We start from the raw sequence: 14,583 nt of genomic DNA, 5'->3' as shown, positions 1-14,583 counted from the left end.
CTGCATTTGCCAACTGTACCCTGATGTTGATTAGGGTAGATGTCTTTCGTTATACGAGCAGTGGTGCTGAAACCCGGCAGCCGCAGCTACCGGGTTGGTCGCTATCAGGACGATTTACGTACCCGCAGGTACCATTCACACAGCAGGCGTACCTGTTTACGGGTATAGCCTTTTTCCATCATGCGATCGACGAAGTCGTCGTGTTTTTTCTGCTCGTCGGTAGACGTTTTGGCATTGAACGAAATGACCGGCAACAGCTCCTCGGTATTGGAGAACATTTTCTTCTCAATAACCGTGCGCAGTTTTTCATAACTGGTCCAGTTCGGATTACGTCCGCTGTTATTCGCTCTGGCGCGCAGCACGAAGTTGACGATTTCATTACGGAAATCTTTCGGGTTGCTGATCCCGGCGGGCTTCTCGATTTTCTCCAGTTCCGAATTCAGCGATTCACGGTCGAACAGTTGCCCGGTATCCGGATCGCGGTACTCCTGATCCTGAATCCAGAAATCCGCATAAGTGACATATCTGTCAAAAATGTTCTGTCCATATTCGGAATAAGACTCAAGATACGCCGTTTGGATCTCTTTGCCGATAAATTCGGCGTATTTCGGGATCAGATAGCCTTTGAGGAATTCCAGATAACGTTCGGCCTGCTCTTGCGGGAACTGTTCGCGTTCGATTTGCTGTTCCAGTACGTAGAACAGATGGACCGGGTTGGCCGCCACTTCGGCATGATCGAAGTTAAACACCCTTGAGAGAATTTTAAAGGCAAAACGGGTAGAGAGACCGTTCATCCCTTCGTCGACGCCGGCGTAATCACGATATTCCTGGTAGGATTTCGCTTTCGGGTCGGTATCTTTCAAGCTTTCGCCGTCATAGACGCGCATCTTCGAGTAGATGCTCGAGTTTTCCGGCTCTTTCAGGCGCGACAGAATAGAGAAGCGCGACAGCGTTTCAAGCGTTCCTGGGGCGCATGGCGCATGGGTCAGCTCACTGTTATTCAACAGTTTTTCATAAATACGGATCTCTTCCGAGATGCGCAGGCAATAAGGCACTTTGACGATATAGACACGGTCAAGGAACGCCTCGTTGTTTTTGTTATTACGGAAAGTCACCCACTCGGATTCGTTGGAGTGCGCGAGGATAATGCCGTTGAACGGCAGGGCGGAGATACCCTCGGTACCGTTATAGTTGCCTTCCTGGGTCGCCGTCAGCAGTGGGTGCAATACTTTAATCGGCGCTTTAAACATCTCGACGAATTCCATGATCCCCTGGTTGGCGCGGCATAGCGCGCCGGAGTAACCATAGGCATCCGGGTCGTTTTGCGCATAGTGTTCCAGTTTACGGATATCCACTTTCCCCACCAGCGCCGAAATGTCCTGGTTATTTTCATCACCGGGTTCCGTTTTGGCGATGGCAATCTGTTCGAGGATTGACGGCCACACTTTCACGACGCGGAATTTAGTGATATCACCGCCGAACTCGTGCAGGCGTTTAGCCGCCCACGGCGACATAATTGTGCCGAGATAACGGTTAGGAATGCCGTATTCTTTATTGAGGATCTGCGCGTCCTCCTGCGGGTTAAACAGGCACAGAGGGTGATCGTTGACCGGGCTGCGTTCGCCATTCGCGCTCAGCACGTAGATTGGCACCCTTTGCATCAGCGATTTCAGGCGTTCCGCCAGCGAGGATTTACCGCCGCCAACCGGCCCCAGCAGATACAGAATCTGTTTTTTCTCTTCCAGACCCTGCGCAGCATGTTTCAGATAGGAAACAATCTGCTCGATGGCATCTTCCATACCATAGAACTCTTCAAACGCCGGATAGCGTGCAACAACCCGGTTTGAAAAGAGGCGGGACAGCCGCGGCTCCAGGGCCGTATCGACCATGACTGGTTCACCAATGGCCGTCAATAGCCGCTCTGCCGCGTTGGCATAAGCACTGCGATCTTGCCGGCAGATGGTAAGAAACTCCTGCAGTGTGAACTCTTCGTCCTTGGCAGCTTCATAGCGCTGGCGATAGTGATCGAATATATTCATGGCATGCCGTCCTTTCGTTTTTTAGCACAGGTTGAGAGCCGTTCATATGAATAGTAGGGGCCCCCGGAAGGAGCAGGCTGAACGACATCCTTTACTTATCAGCAACCCTCGTGCCAGGTTACAGAAGCGATTTGGATAACGTGCTCTGCGACTACACCTTCTAAATTTAAGCGTAGATGCATTTAGAAAACTTGCATGCCGCTAAAACTCAATTTCAATGACATATCAATAACTCATCCGGAAACCAGGCAATTTTTCGCATATCTTGCCAAAGCCTTTCATCAATGTGTCATGAAGTCGCAAGAGGGCGGTCATCAAGCAGTGGGAAATTGTTCGGTTTAGTGTAAGAGCAAGTAAAGCATTTGAGGCATGACCTCTACGACGTTAAACTGCACGCGCTAATTATTTGACAACAGGAATATGGATCGTGACTAAAATCAAACTTCTGGCACTGGGTGTGTTCATCGCGACGTCAGCTGGCGCAGCGCACGCTGACGGGAAGTTAACGCTGGGGGCCGGCGTGGGCGTCGTCGAGCATCCTTATAAACAATATGATGCAGATGTTTACCCGGTACCTGTCATTAGTTATGAAAGTGATAACTTCTGGTTCCACGGTTTGGGTGGTGGCTACTACCTGTGGAATGATACCAACGACAAACTGTCCGTGACCGCTTACTGGTCGCCGATGTATTTCAAGCCGGGCGACAGCGACAATTCGCAGATGCGCAAGCTGGACCGCCGCAAATCCACCATGATGGCGGGGTTGAGCTACGTTCATAACACTCAGTACGGATTCCTGCGTACGACGCTGGCCGGCGATACGCTGGACAACAGCAATGGCATTACCTGGGATATGGCCTGGCTGTACCGTTATACCAACGGCAACCTGACCCTGACGCCGGGTATTGGCGTGGAGTGGAATAGCGACAATCAGAACGAATACTACTACGGCGTCTCGAAGCATGAGTCGAATCGCAGCGGCATGCGCAGCTACGATCCTGACAGCAGTTGGAACCCGTATCTGGAGCTGGCGGCGAACTATCGTTTCCTCGGCGACTGGAGCGTTTATGGTATCGCCCGTTACACTCGTCTGTCTGACGAAATCACCGATAGCCCGATGGTGGACAAATCCTGGAGCGGCCTGATTTCGACCGGGATCACCTATACCTTCTGACGGTGCACTTCCACAGACTTTTTTGTGCATCAAAACAGGGCGTTATGCCCTGTTTTGCTATATTACAATTCGCGTTTATGCCGGGTGGCGGCTAGGCCTTACCCGGCCTACGGGTCGAGCCCACTATCGCCTCAGTAAACACGGTTTTAAGTAGGCCGGATAAGCGAAGCGCCATCCGCTCACGCCAGACGCTTGTCGGTCTTAACGCTTCACAACGCGAATAGTCTGCGCCAGGCGAGTGGGTTTCTCTTCGCTGGCTTTCTGCGGCACGGTCACGCAGCAGGTTTCCACGCAAACAAAAGTTTTGTAGCCATCATCCGGCATATCGCCCATGCTGACGGAAAGCGCCGGGCCCGGGTTCCAGGCAACGACGTTACCGTGATGGCGATGGATCACGTCGATGTTGCGCTGCAGGACGTCATCATGAATCACGCTGCAGGCTTCGGCATTGAGATAAACGCGGTCGGTGCGGTCCGGGAAGGTCTGGATGCCGTCCTTCAGCACACCTTCTTCGGCATTCAGCACTTTATCGACATAGCGATCGCCAAGGCCGCTCACTTTGACTGCCGTGATATCGCCAACGTTGAAGTAGGTGTGCAGGGCGGAGGTGGTTTCAAACTCGCCGTGGGCTTCCAGTTCGATCTCGCAGGTCTTACCCAGCTTGAAGCGCGCATACAGCGTGAAGTCGTGAGGCCAGTATTTGCGGGTTTCGTCACTGCTCTGCAGTTCGAAGGTCAGCATCACGCCGTTTTCATCTTCGTCCTGGCATTTTAGCGCCCACGGCAGGTTGCGTGCGAAACCGTGCGACGGCAGCCCCTGTTGCGCTGACGGACCGAACCATGGCCAGCAGATGGGTACGCCGCCGCGCAGGGCGACGCCGCTTTTAAATGGGGTATTGTTGCTCAACCACAAAACTTCTTCTTCACCGGCCGGTTGCCAGGAGAGCAGGTGAGCGCCCTGCAGGGCGACGGAAGCTTTTACCTGCGGGTGGTCAACGACGATAAGTTCAAGATCGTCCAGCTTGCGGCGGGAGAATGCAGGAGAAAGTTGTTCAATCACCGGGAGAGCAAAAATTTTATTAATCATTACGCCATCCTCTTTCGGGCAAAAAAAAGAGCGACCGAAGCCGCTCTTATTGATTACTTATTCATCTCAACTTATTTGGAGATGTGAGCAATCAGGTCCAGAACTTTGTTGGAGTAACCAGTTTCGTTGTCGTACCAGGAAACCAGTTTCACGAAGTTGTCGTTCAGTGCGATACCAGCTTTAGCATCGAACACGGAAGTGCAAACTTCGCCGTTGAAATCGGTAGATACAACGTCGTCTTCGGTGTAACCCAGAACGCCTTTCATTGCGCCTTCAGAAGCCGCTTTGATTGCTTTCTTGATTTCTTCGTAGGACGCTGCTTTTTCCAGACGAACGGTCAGGTCAACAACGGATACGTTCGGAGTCGGAACGCGGAACGCCATACCGGTCAGTTTGCCGTTCAGTTCTGGCAGTACTTTACCTACCGCTTTAGCAGCGCCGGTAGAGGACGGGATGATGTTCTGCGCTGCGCCGCGGCCGCCGCGCCAGTCTTTGTGAGACGGGCCATCAACGGTTTTCTGAGTTGCGGTGGTAGCGTGAACGGTGGTCATCAGGCCTTCAACGATACCGAAGTTGTCGTTGATAACTTTAGCCAGCGGAGCCAGGCAGTTGGTGGTGCAGGATGCGTTAGAAACGATGTCCTGGCCTGCGTAAGTGTCGAAGTTAGCGCCGCGAACGAACATCGGAGTGTTGTCTTTGGACGGGCCAGTCAGAACGACTTTTTTCGCGCCAGCGGTGATGTGTTTACGAGCGGTTTCGTCGGTCAGGAAGATACCGGTTGCTTCAGCAACAACGTCAACACCAACTTCATCCCATTTCAGGTTAGCCGGGTCACGTTCAGCGGTAACACGGATTTTTTTACCGTTAACGACCAGATGACCGTCTTTCACTTCAACGGTACCGTCGAAACGACCGTGAGTGGAGTCATACTTCAGCATGTAAGCCATGTACTCTGCGTCTAACAGGTCGTTGATTGCAACGATCTCGATGTCAGAACGTTTCTGAGCAGCACGGAAAACAATGCGACCGATACGGCCAAAACCGTTGATACCTACTTTGATAGTCATATATTCCACCAGCTATTTGTTAGTGAATAAAAGGTTGCCTGTAAAATTACAAAAACCTTACGCAGCGTCAAGCGGAATCGTGTCAATCATTGCGACAAATCAATCCTGAGCAGACCTTTGCGCGATTGATTTGCCTCACTCTCCCTTTGAGCCCAATTCCATATGGGGACTGCGTCCGGAATTTTAAAGGTCATATAAGATAAAAATGTGATTGGTATCACAATTATCTGGCTGCCTGATGGCATCGGATAAGTTTAGAACAAAAGTACAGGTTTCATTGTTAATGTTTTGTTAGAATCGACGGGTAAAGTTGCCCTTTCAAAGCGAGAAGTAATCACATGGCTAATAAACCATCTCCTGACGAGCTCAAACAAGAATTGAGCGAGATGCAGTTTTATGTGACGCAGAATCACGGTACCGAACCGCCGTTTACCGGACGGTTGCTGCATAACAAAAAAGACGGCATCTACCACTGCCTGGTCTGCGATGCGCCGCTATTTCACTCACAATCCAAGTATGACTCCGGCTGCGGCTGGCCGAGCTTCTATGAGCCGGTGAGCGACGACGCGATTCGTTATCTCAATGATTACTCCCACGGGATGCAGCGTACTGAAATTCGCTGTGGCAATTGCGATGCGCACCTGGGGCATGTCTTCCCGGATGGCCCGCAGCCGACCGGCGAGCGTTTTTGCGTCAATTCGGCCTCTTTAAGCTTCACCGATGAGCAAAACGGCGAGCGAACTAAAGGCTAAGAAACGATTCAGCAAATTATTCCAAGACGGATGAGCAGAAGATGGATATCGAGCAAATTATTGCCAGTATGACGCCGGAACTGTACCAACGTTTAGCCACCGCGGTGGAGTTAGGAAAATGGCCGGACGGCGTTGCGCTGACCCCGGAACAAAAAGAAAACAGCATGCAGCTGGTGATGTTGTGGCAGGCGCGCAACAACACGGATGCGCAGCATATGACCATCGACACCAACGGTCAGATGGTGATGAAGAGCAAACAGCAATTGAAAGAGGATTTCGGAATCGTGCCGAAGCCGATTGCGACGTTCAAACCGCAGTAATCTGCTGCACTGAGCGCCCGGTTTAACCGGGCGGCTCTTTAAGTCACCCCGGTCGCGCAGTGCTTCCGGGGTGTGTGTTTTACTGCGTCTTGATACCTAGCGACTCGGCCAGTTGTCGAGCAAGCTGGTTTTTGTCATCTGCGCCATATTCCCAGAACATGCCGCCCGCTAACCCTTTGCTCTTGATGTAATCGGCTTTGATCGCCACCGAACGTGGATTCTCGTAGGACAGGGCGAAAAGCGCTTTGCCATCGGCAGAGTTTACCGATAACCACGGCACCTTCGCTTCGTCATCCCAGTGCTCAGTAAAGCGTTTCTGCGGATCGTTGAGCAGTTTGGCAACAATATCGTTGTATTTCACATAGGTATCTTTGCTCAGGTCATAACCCAGCGATTTAAACAACTCGATTTGCTGTGCCCCGAAGTAAGGCTGGGTAGCCGGGTTTTTCTGCGCGTCTGGCTTACTCCAGTCAATCCCTGGCTCGACGGCACGTTTCGGTACCCGGCCATAGAAACCAATGCCGAGATTCATCTGGCTGGGTTTGAGGCCAGCAGCCAGATAGTTATTCACCACAAAATCGGCGCTGTATTTATCCGCTGCGGCGACGGTCGGCCAGTGGCGGGAGTCATACAGATTGGAGTTGAAATATTGCGTGCCGTAGGCCATGTCGTAGGTCATCAGATTGATGTAGTCCAGCTGTGGGGCGACCGCTTTCACGTCGACCCAGCTTTTTGGACTTTCAACATTAGCGCCCACGGCGATGGTCACCAGTTTCTTAGTGCCGACGGCGGCACGTAGTTCTTTCAGCAGCGCGGTAAAGTTATCGCGATCCGCCGGCTGGCTGGCCACCAATCCCCAGGCGCCGTTAACCGGAAATTCCCAGTCAAGATCGATGCCATCAAGGCCATATTGGTCAATGACCTGCTGAACCGAACGGATAAACACCGCTCGGCTTTCCGGCGTGGCCGCCGCGCCGGAAAATCCACGCGCGCCCCAGCCGCCAACGGAGAGCAGGACTTTCAGATCGGGATTTTGCTGACGTAGCGCCGGCAGTTTTTGTAAATCCGCCTGTACTTTTGGCGACAGCCAGATTTGATGGAGATGCTCAGGATCTTTCAGCGCCTCGTTGGTCTCGTCTTTTTCATCGTTGTAGATAAGCCCGAACGAGTAGTTAAGGTGGGTTATTTGTCGGACATCCAGCTTGTCGATATCGCCGCCGGGGCCTGCGGTGACGTCGCCGCCGCCGTTGAAGTAGCCGACCGACATGAAAGATTGCGCGGAAACGACAGAGGCGCAGAGCAGGGGTAATGCTGCCAGCAAGGGCAAAAGTTTCATCGGAGTTCCTCTTTGACAATGTATACCCGTCATACTTCAAGCTGCAGATGCGTTGGCAGCGTGCACTCACCCCAGTCACATAGTTATCTATGCTCCTGGGGATTCGCGCCCTTGCCGCCTTTCTACAACTTGAATTATTTAGGGTATAAATAAGCACACGCCACGGAAATGGCGTGGCGAAAAAACAGCCTGCCCACAGTATCAGCCCTTATCCGGGGAAACTGCGAGACAGCTCAATTTATCGAGGTCAACGAGGCGGTAAATACCGCCCGGCGTGAGGTGCGCCGGGCGTGAGGTCAGGGCTGGGTTTCCAGCCAGTCATCAAGGGTGTAGAGCGTAGCTCCGGCGGCGGCCATTTCCATAAAGGCAACGGCGCTGTCCTGCGGCTGCAGGTTGACGCCGCGACAGCCGTCGGTGATCACGTTGACGGTGTAGCCCAAATCCAGCGCATCAAGCACGGTAAACTTAACGCAGTAATCCGTCGCGAGGCCGAGAATATTCAGCTCCGTCACGCCGTGCGCGCGCAGCCAGCCATCCAATTCGGTTTTCTGCCGGTGACCGTTGTCGAAAAACGCGCTGTAGCTGTCGATTACCGGATTTTGCCCTTTATGAAACACGGCGTTAATAGCCTGCTGTTTGAGTAGCGGGTGCAGCGCGGCGCCATCGCTATGCTGCACGCAGTGATCGGGCCAGAAAGTCTGCGGCAGGCCATCAAGCTCGCCCTGGGCATAGGGTTCCGCCTGATGCTGACTGGCAAAGCTACCATGGTTGGCCGGATGCCAGTCCTGGCTTGCGATGATGGCGTCGCCGCGTGCCAGGCTCCAGTCGATCAGCTGATTTGCGATATCAATGGTGCTGTCGCCTTCGGGGACGGCGAGTGCGCCGCCAGCGCAGAAATCGTTTTGCAGGTCTACCAATAGCAGCGCGCGGTGGCTCATAGCATGTTCCTTATTCATCAGGGGTCAGCTCGCCGCGCAGGTTTTGCTGCATGGCGTTTCGAATGGCCGCACCATCAAGGTTCTGACTGAGCAGATAGTGTAGCTTGGTCAGCGTCGCTTCCACGGTCATATCAAAACCGCTAATGACTCCGGCCTGCGCCAGCGCGTTGCCGGTGGCATAGCCGCCCATATTCACCTTACCCGACATGCATTGCGTCAGGTTCACCACCACAATACCGCGCTGGCTGGCTTCCGCCAGGACCTGAATAAACTCGCCGTTCTGCGGCGCATTGCCTACGCCATAGGAGCGCAGGATCAGCGCTTTCACCGGCTGACGCAGGAAATTACGCACCACATCGGCAGAAATCCCAGGATAGATAGTGACCACGCCGATAGGCTGCGGCGTAATGGGGTGGACGATCAGCTCGCCCTTTCCGTGCGGCGCGGGCGGGGTACCGAGACGGCGGATATGGATGCCGGCTTCCAGCAGCGGCGCCAGGTTTGGCGAAGCAAAGGCATCAAAACCGTCTGCGTGGGCCTTGGTCGTGCGGTTGCCGCGATACAGACGATTATTGAAGAATAGCGAAACTTCATTGATCGGGTAGTTGGCGGCGACGTACAGCGCATTGAGCAAATTGATTTGCCCATCGGAACGCAGCTCGGCTAGCGGGATTTGTGACCCTGTCACAATCACCGGCTTACCTAAATTCTCCAGCATGAACGACAGCGCCGAAGCGGTGAAGGCCATGGTGTCGGTGCCGTGCAGGATAACAAAGCCATCGTATTGGTCGTAGTGGTCGCGAATATCGTCAGCGATATGCTGCCAGTCTTCCGGCGTCATATCAGACGAATCCATCAACGGCGCATATTCATGAATAGTGAAGTCCGGCATCTCCGGGCGGTGGAACTCGGGCATCAGCGCCAGCTGACGCTGCAGGTGGCCGGAAACGGGGATATAACCGTGATCGGAGCGCTGCATACCGATGGTCCCACCGGTGTAGGCAACGTAAATCGATTTCTTTTGCATAGCATCGCTTAGGTTGGACGTGAACAGGCGCAGTATAAAGTGGCAGGCAAAAAAATAAAGCGCTAACCCTGGGAGTTGCAGAGAAGCGCTTGAATTTAATGTCGTTGAAACGCTGCCCCACGGCGGGGGCAGACGGGGGATTAACGAATATTGGCGCAGGTCAGACAGAAGGCATAGCGATTCTGCGGATCGTTAAATGCCGCCAGTTTATCGCTTTCCGTTTTCACAACGTCCGCGGCTGCCGCAACCGGCGCAGGCAGGTATGCTTGAATCGCGGCCGGCAGAGCCGCGCGCACTGAACCGGTCAGGCTATCCATCACCATCGCGAAGAACGTGGGTTCTTCCTGGTACCAGGTGATATGCCACTGTTTCAGTTTCGCCAGCTCCGCGGCTTTCGCCACCGCATCGTCGAAATCGCCGAGGCTATCTACCAGACCATTGGCCTTGGCGTCTTCACCGGTCCAGACGTGGCCTTGCGCGATTTGGTCAATCTTCTCCGGCGTGCTCTTACGCGCGTTAGCCACCAGGGTGATAAAGCGCTTATAGCCGTTTTCGATGCTCAGCTGTATTAACTGCTGCACTTCCGGCGGCAGCGATTTGGTGGTTGAGACATCGGCCAGTGGCGAGGTGGCGACGCCATCGGTATGGACTCCAATTGAACCGAGCGTATTTTCCACCGTGTTAATCACGCCGAAGATACCGATGGAGCCGGTGAGGGTGCTCGGGTTCGCCACGATGTAATCCGCCGGGGTGGAGATCCAGTAACCGCCGGATGCCGCCATGCCGCCCATTGAGACCACCACCGGTTTACCCGCCGCTTTCGCCGCCGCCAGCTCTTCGCGGATGACCTCCGAGGCGCTGACGCTGCCGCCCGGGCTGTTGACGCGCAGGACGATCGCTTTCACTTTCGGATCAAGGCGCGCGTCGCGGATTTGCGCCGCGGTGGTGTCGCCGCCGACGTTACCCGGCGTTTCCTCACCGTCCATGATGGCGCCATTAGCAAAGATAACCGCAACCGCCGAACCCTGTTCAGTTGGCGCTTTGACGTTGTAATCGTAGTAGCTGATGGCGCGATAGTTGTTATCCGCTTTGCTCCAGCCAAACTGCTTAGTCAGCGCTTTTTCCACTTCCGTCGAGGTGGCCAGCTCGTCGACCAGTTTGTTATCCAGCGCGTATTTCGCGGTATCGCCATCAACTTTACGCAGGCCGTCGATCACGCCCTGAGCGCCGGGGAACAGCTGCTGCGCGGTAATCTGGCGGTTAGCGGCAATGGTGTTGAGATAGTTCTGCCACAGTTCGCCGATCCAACGGCTGTCCGCTTCACGCGCAGCCGGCGACATGTCGTCGCGAATAAACGGCTCGACGGCGGATTTGTAAGTACCGACGCGGAAAACATGGGTCGAGACTTTCAGTTTATCCAGCAGCGACTTGTAATACAGGCCGTTGGTGGCAAAGCCGTGCAGGTCGACTTCACCCTGCGGCGAGAGCCAAATTTTATTGGCGAAACTCGCCAGATAGTATTGCCCCTGGGTGTAGCTGCTACCTACGGCATATACCGGTTTACCGCTGTCGCGGAACTCGCGTAGCGCTTTACCGATATACTGCATCGAGGGCTGATCGCCGCCGACGAAGTTTTTCAGATCCAGTACGATACCGGTGATATTACGGTCGTCTTTCGCCTGGCGAATCGTCTGTACGATATCGAACAGCGAGTTCTCCTGCAGACGATCGGAACTGGCGCCGAACAGCTGGCGGCCAATGACCCCGAGCTTGCTGCTGGCGGAAGGCTTATCAACGACCACGCCGGTGATGTCCATCAGCAGCGCGCCGCGTGCGGTATGTTCCGCGGTGCTGCTGCTAAACTGTGCCCAGATGCCGACGCAAATCAGCACTAACACCAGGAACACCAGGTTCAGCGCGAATTGGCGAATGAAATTGAGTATTCGCCATGTCCATTTAAAAAATCCGGCAAGAAATCGCCAAAGGGTTCGCATGTATTCTCCCTAATATTTTGATGATGGGTCAGCCGCAGGGGCTGCCGCGTCTGGCTATCCTAAAGAGAGTGCCGACGCTTGTCAGCAGGAATCACCCATCGGGCTGTAACAAAATCCATGCGCATGTTAATTTTATGCAAAATGACATCACAGGAGTTACACAGATGGATGCTCTCGAACTACTGGTAAATCGCCGCAGCGCGTCGCGCCTGATCGATCCGGCTCCGGCTGGTGAACAGCTGGAAAATATCCTTCACGCGGGGATGCGTGCGCCGGATCACGGCACGTTACAACCGTGGCGGTTCTTTATTATTGCCGATGATGGCCGCGAACGCTTTAGCCAACTGCTGGAAAAAGGGGCGATGGCCGCCGGGCAGGATGAAAAAGCCATTGAAAAAGCACGTAATGCGCCGTTCCGTGCGCCGTTGATTATCGCCGTAGTCGCACGCTGCGAAGAACATCCGAAGGTACCGCTGTGGGAACAGGAGATGTCCGCGGGATGTGCGGTGATGGCGATGCAAATGGCCGCAGTGGCGCAGGGCTATAACGGTATCTGGCGTAGCGGTGCGTTAACCGAGAGTCCGGTTGTCCGCGAAGGCTTTGGCTGCCGAGAACAGGACAAAATTGTCGGTTTCCTCTACCTCGGCACGCCGCAGTTAAAAGCATCAACCACGTTTACGCGCCCGGATACCGCGCCGTTCGTCACGCGCTTCTGAGTCAAAGCTTGTTACGCCGGTGGCGCTGCCGCTTACCGGGGCTACAGCGCTGTGCGATTTAGTAGCCCGGAGAAGGCGCGTTAAGCGCCGCCTCCGGGAGTTCAACGGCGATGACGTTACTTCTGCGTTTTGGCGAATTCATCCTTTGCTTTCTGCAACTGCTGTTGGAAGGCCGGGTTGGTATGCAGGGTCGCCACCACCGCCGAGCCGACTATCCGCGCCGCATCGACGTCGCTCTGCCAATGATAGCCGCAGATAACCCGGCTTTCGCCCAACTCATAGCCGCGTTTGAGAATTTCGTTTTGCCGCTGCGGATTGATCTCCGCCAGTACCAGCGCGGTTGCCCAACCGATAGAGGTATGGCCGGAAGGGTAAGATCCGTTTTTCGACAGCTTGTCCTGCTCGGTAGTGTTACAGGTTGAAACGCCGTAGAACGCAAACGGGCGAATGCGCATATATTTCTCTTTCGCGCTGCGGGTGGCCAGATCGCCGGCATCCTCAATCATATTTGTCAGCAGCTTATGTAACTGCGGCGCGTCTTTTTCGGTGATGGGCGAACCAAAAGCGCTGGAGAAGGCATTCGCGACGCCGCCGGCGCTCAGGTTAGCATCTTCAGCCGCCAGCTTGCCGCGTTCGGTATTGCGCAGCAGCCGTCCTTTCTCATACATCGCCTGATCGTTTAAAAATGCGATGCTGCCAACTTCCGGCGGCGGCGGCAACAGCGCCAGGCTATCGATGGCCTGTGCATTTTTCAGATAATAGAGATCCGGTTTGGTGGTTGCATCATTGCCGGCAGGGACCAGCGCGAAAGCGTTAACGGAAAACAGGCTGGCGAGGCAGAGGGCGAGAACGCGCTTTTTCATCTACATTTCCTTACGGTGTTATATGTCCAGAACAATGGTTTTGTTTTTAGTCACATTTTTGTCATCTGTAAGTAAAAGTTAAAATGGCGTTGAAAAAATTGTTCGGTATCGCAAAAACGCATATTTGTCTGCTTAATGAGCAACCACTCGCGATTTCGGACTGTCGCACTTATCACCTTGCCGTTTGGGCGCTACCATAGCGGGATTGCAATGACAGGAGATGTCCATGAGCGAGCAAGCTATTCGTTTAACGCAATACAGCCACGGAGCCGGTTGCGGTTGTAAAATTTCCCCTAAAGTGCTGGAAACCATTCTGCATAGCGAGCAGGCGAAGTTTGTCGACCCGAACCTGCTTGTCGGCAACGAAACCAGCGACGATGCGGCGGTCTACGATCTGGGTAACGGGACGTCGATCATCAGCACCACCGATTTTTTCATGCCGATCGTCGATAATCCTTTTGATTTTGGCCGTATCGCGGCGACTAACGCCATCAGCGACATTTTCGCCATGGGCGGCAAACCGATTATGGCGATTGCGATACTTGGCTGGCCAATCAACACGCTGGCGCCGGAGATTGCTCGCGAAGTGGTTGAAGGCGGGCGTTTTGCCTGCCAGCAGGCCGGGATTGCGCTGGCGGGCGGTCACTCCATCGATGCGCCGGAACCGATTTTCGGGCTCGCGGTGACCGGCGTGGTGCCAACCGAACGTATCAAGAAAAACAGCACCGCGCAGGCGGGCTGCAAGCTGTATCTGACCAAACCACTGGGTATTGGCGTGCTGACTACCGCCGAGAAGAAATCGTTGCTGAAGCCGGAACATCAAGGGCTGGCGACGGAAACCATGTGCCAGATGAACCTTGCCGGCGCCGCATTTGCCAATATCGAAGGGGTAAAAGCGATGACCGACGTCACCGGTTTCGGCCTGCTGGGGCATCTCAGCGAAGTCTGCCGCGGCGCGGGCGTTCAGGCGCAACTAAACTACGCCGATATCCCTAAACTCCCGGGCGTTGAAGCTTACATTGCCGCCGGGGCGGTGCCGGGCGGCACCGGACGCAACTTTGCCAGCTACGGTCATTTGATGGGCGAGATGCCGGCGGCATGGCGCGATCTGCTGTGCGATCCGCAAACTTCCGGCGGCCTGCTGCTGGCGGTCACGCCGGAAGCCGAAGCCGAAGTCCAGGCCGCTGCCGCGGAATTTGGCATTAAGCTTGCCGCCATTGGCGAGCTGGTCACCGCCCGCGGCGGGCGTCCAATGATCGAGATCCGTTGAT

The 14,583-nt window shown here is 54.5% G+C and carries 13 protein-coding genes; 5 read left to right on the top strand and 8 right to left on the bottom strand.

All coding sequences use genetic code 11. The features are described from left to right. Positions 1-104 precede the first annotated feature (104 nt). Positions 105-2,039, bottom strand: a complete 1,935-nt coding sequence (yeaG, locus tag ABLU78_RS07255) for a protein kinase YeaG (protein WP_015366145.1) — start codon at positions 2,037-2,039, stop codon at positions 105-107. 427 nt (positions 2,040-2,466) lie between these two features. Here yeaG and ABLU78_RS07250 point away from each other — a divergent pair, with 427 nt between their 5' ends. After that, on the top strand, positions 2,467-3,213 hold the full coding sequence (locus ABLU78_RS07250) for a MipA/OmpV family protein (protein WP_032711863.1): 747 nt from the start codon (positions 2,467-2,469) through the stop codon (positions 3,211-3,213). Between the two features lie 201 nt (positions 3,214-3,414). Here ABLU78_RS07250 and ABLU78_RS07245 read toward each other — a convergent pair whose 3' ends face one another. Both ABLU78_RS07245 and gapA read right to left on the bottom strand, forming a co-directional pair. Further along, on the bottom strand, positions 3,415-4,299 hold the full coding sequence (locus ABLU78_RS07245) for a D-hexose-6-phosphate mutarotase (protein ID WP_015366147.1): 885 nt from the start codon (positions 4,297-4,299) through the stop codon (positions 3,415-3,417). Between the two features lie 71 nt (positions 4,300-4,370). Then, complete coding sequence (gapA, locus tag ABLU78_RS07240) at positions 4,371-5,366, bottom strand: glyceraldehyde-3-phosphate dehydrogenase (protein ID WP_004203784.1); 996 nt, start codon at positions 5,364-5,366, stop codon at positions 4,371-4,373. Between the two features lie 338 nt (positions 5,367-5,704). On the opposite strand from gapA, the gene msrB reads away from it, so the two are divergent. Then, positions 5,705-6,118 (top strand): peptide-methionine (R)-S-oxide reductase MsrB, encoded by a 414-nt coding sequence (msrB, locus tag ABLU78_RS07235; protein ID WP_015705785.1) that lies wholly within the window; start codon positions 5,705-5,707, stop codon positions 6,116-6,118. 41 nt (positions 6,119-6,159) lie between these two features. Continuing rightward, positions 6,160-6,438 carry a YeaC family protein gene (locus tag ABLU78_RS07230; RefSeq protein ID WP_015366149.1) on the top strand — a complete coding sequence of 93 codons (279 nt, stop codon included), beginning with the start codon at positions 6,160-6,162 and terminating at the stop codon, positions 6,436-6,438. Between the two features lie 79 nt (positions 6,439-6,517). Here the strand turns inward: ABLU78_RS07230 and ABLU78_RS07225 are convergent, their stop codons facing one another. The 4 genes from ABLU78_RS07225 to sppA all read right to left on the bottom strand — a co-directional run bounded on the left by ABLU78_RS07225 (position 6,518) and on the right by sppA (position 11,733). After that, on the bottom strand, positions 6,518-7,774 hold the full coding sequence (locus ABLU78_RS07225) for a glycoside hydrolase family 18 protein (protein WP_048228888.1): 1,257 nt from the start codon (positions 7,772-7,774) through the stop codon (positions 6,518-6,520). A gap of 296 nt (positions 7,775-8,070) precedes the next feature. Beyond that, positions 8,071-8,712, bottom strand: a complete 642-nt coding sequence (gene pncA, locus ABLU78_RS07220; protein ID WP_015366151.1) for a bifunctional nicotinamidase/pyrazinamidase — start codon at positions 8,710-8,712, stop codon at positions 8,071-8,073. Positions 8,713-8,722: 10 nt separating this feature from the next. Further along, on the bottom strand, positions 8,723-9,739 hold the full coding sequence (gene ansA, locus ABLU78_RS07215) for an asparaginase (RefSeq protein ID WP_015366152.1): 1,017 nt from the start codon (positions 9,737-9,739) through the stop codon (positions 8,723-8,725). A 140-nt stretch (positions 9,740-9,879) separates the two neighbouring features. Beyond that, positions 9,880-11,733, bottom strand: coding sequence for a signal peptide peptidase SppA (sppA, locus tag ABLU78_RS07210; protein WP_015705783.1), 1,854 nt, complete (start codon positions 11,731-11,733; stop codon positions 9,880-9,882). Positions 11,734-11,897: 164 nt separating this feature from the next. On the opposite strand from sppA, the gene ABLU78_RS07205 reads away from it, so the two are divergent. Next, positions 11,898-12,449 carry an NAD(P)H nitroreductase gene (locus ABLU78_RS07205; RefSeq protein WP_045411293.1) on the top strand — a complete coding sequence of 184 codons (552 nt, stop codon included), beginning with the start codon at positions 11,898-11,900 and terminating at the stop codon, positions 12,447-12,449. A 116-nt stretch (positions 12,450-12,565) separates the two neighbouring features. On the opposite strand, the gene phoC is transcribed toward ABLU78_RS07205, so the two are convergent. Then, the gene (phoC, locus tag ABLU78_RS07200; protein ID WP_015705781.1) at positions 12,566-13,312 is read right to left on the bottom strand and encodes an acid phosphatase PhoC; all 747 of its coding nucleotides are present in this window, start codon (positions 13,310-13,312) and stop codon (positions 12,566-12,568) included. Between the two features lie 226 nt (positions 13,313-13,538). Between phoC and selD the strand changes: the two genes are divergently transcribed. Next, on the top strand, positions 13,539-14,582 hold the full coding sequence (gene selD, locus ABLU78_RS07195; RefSeq protein ID WP_032708315.1) for a selenide, water dikinase SelD: 1,044 nt from the start codon (positions 13,539-13,541) through the stop codon (positions 14,580-14,582). Position 14,583: the final 1 nt, after the last annotated feature.

Origin of the sequence: Klebsiella sp. JN_Kp122, from assembly GCF_040062085.1 — a bacterium.
GTDB classification, from domain to species: Bacteria; Pseudomonadota; Gammaproteobacteria; order Enterobacterales; family Enterobacteriaceae; genus Klebsiella; species Klebsiella aerogenes.
This window is presented reverse-complemented; position numbering and strand designations above follow the sequence as displayed.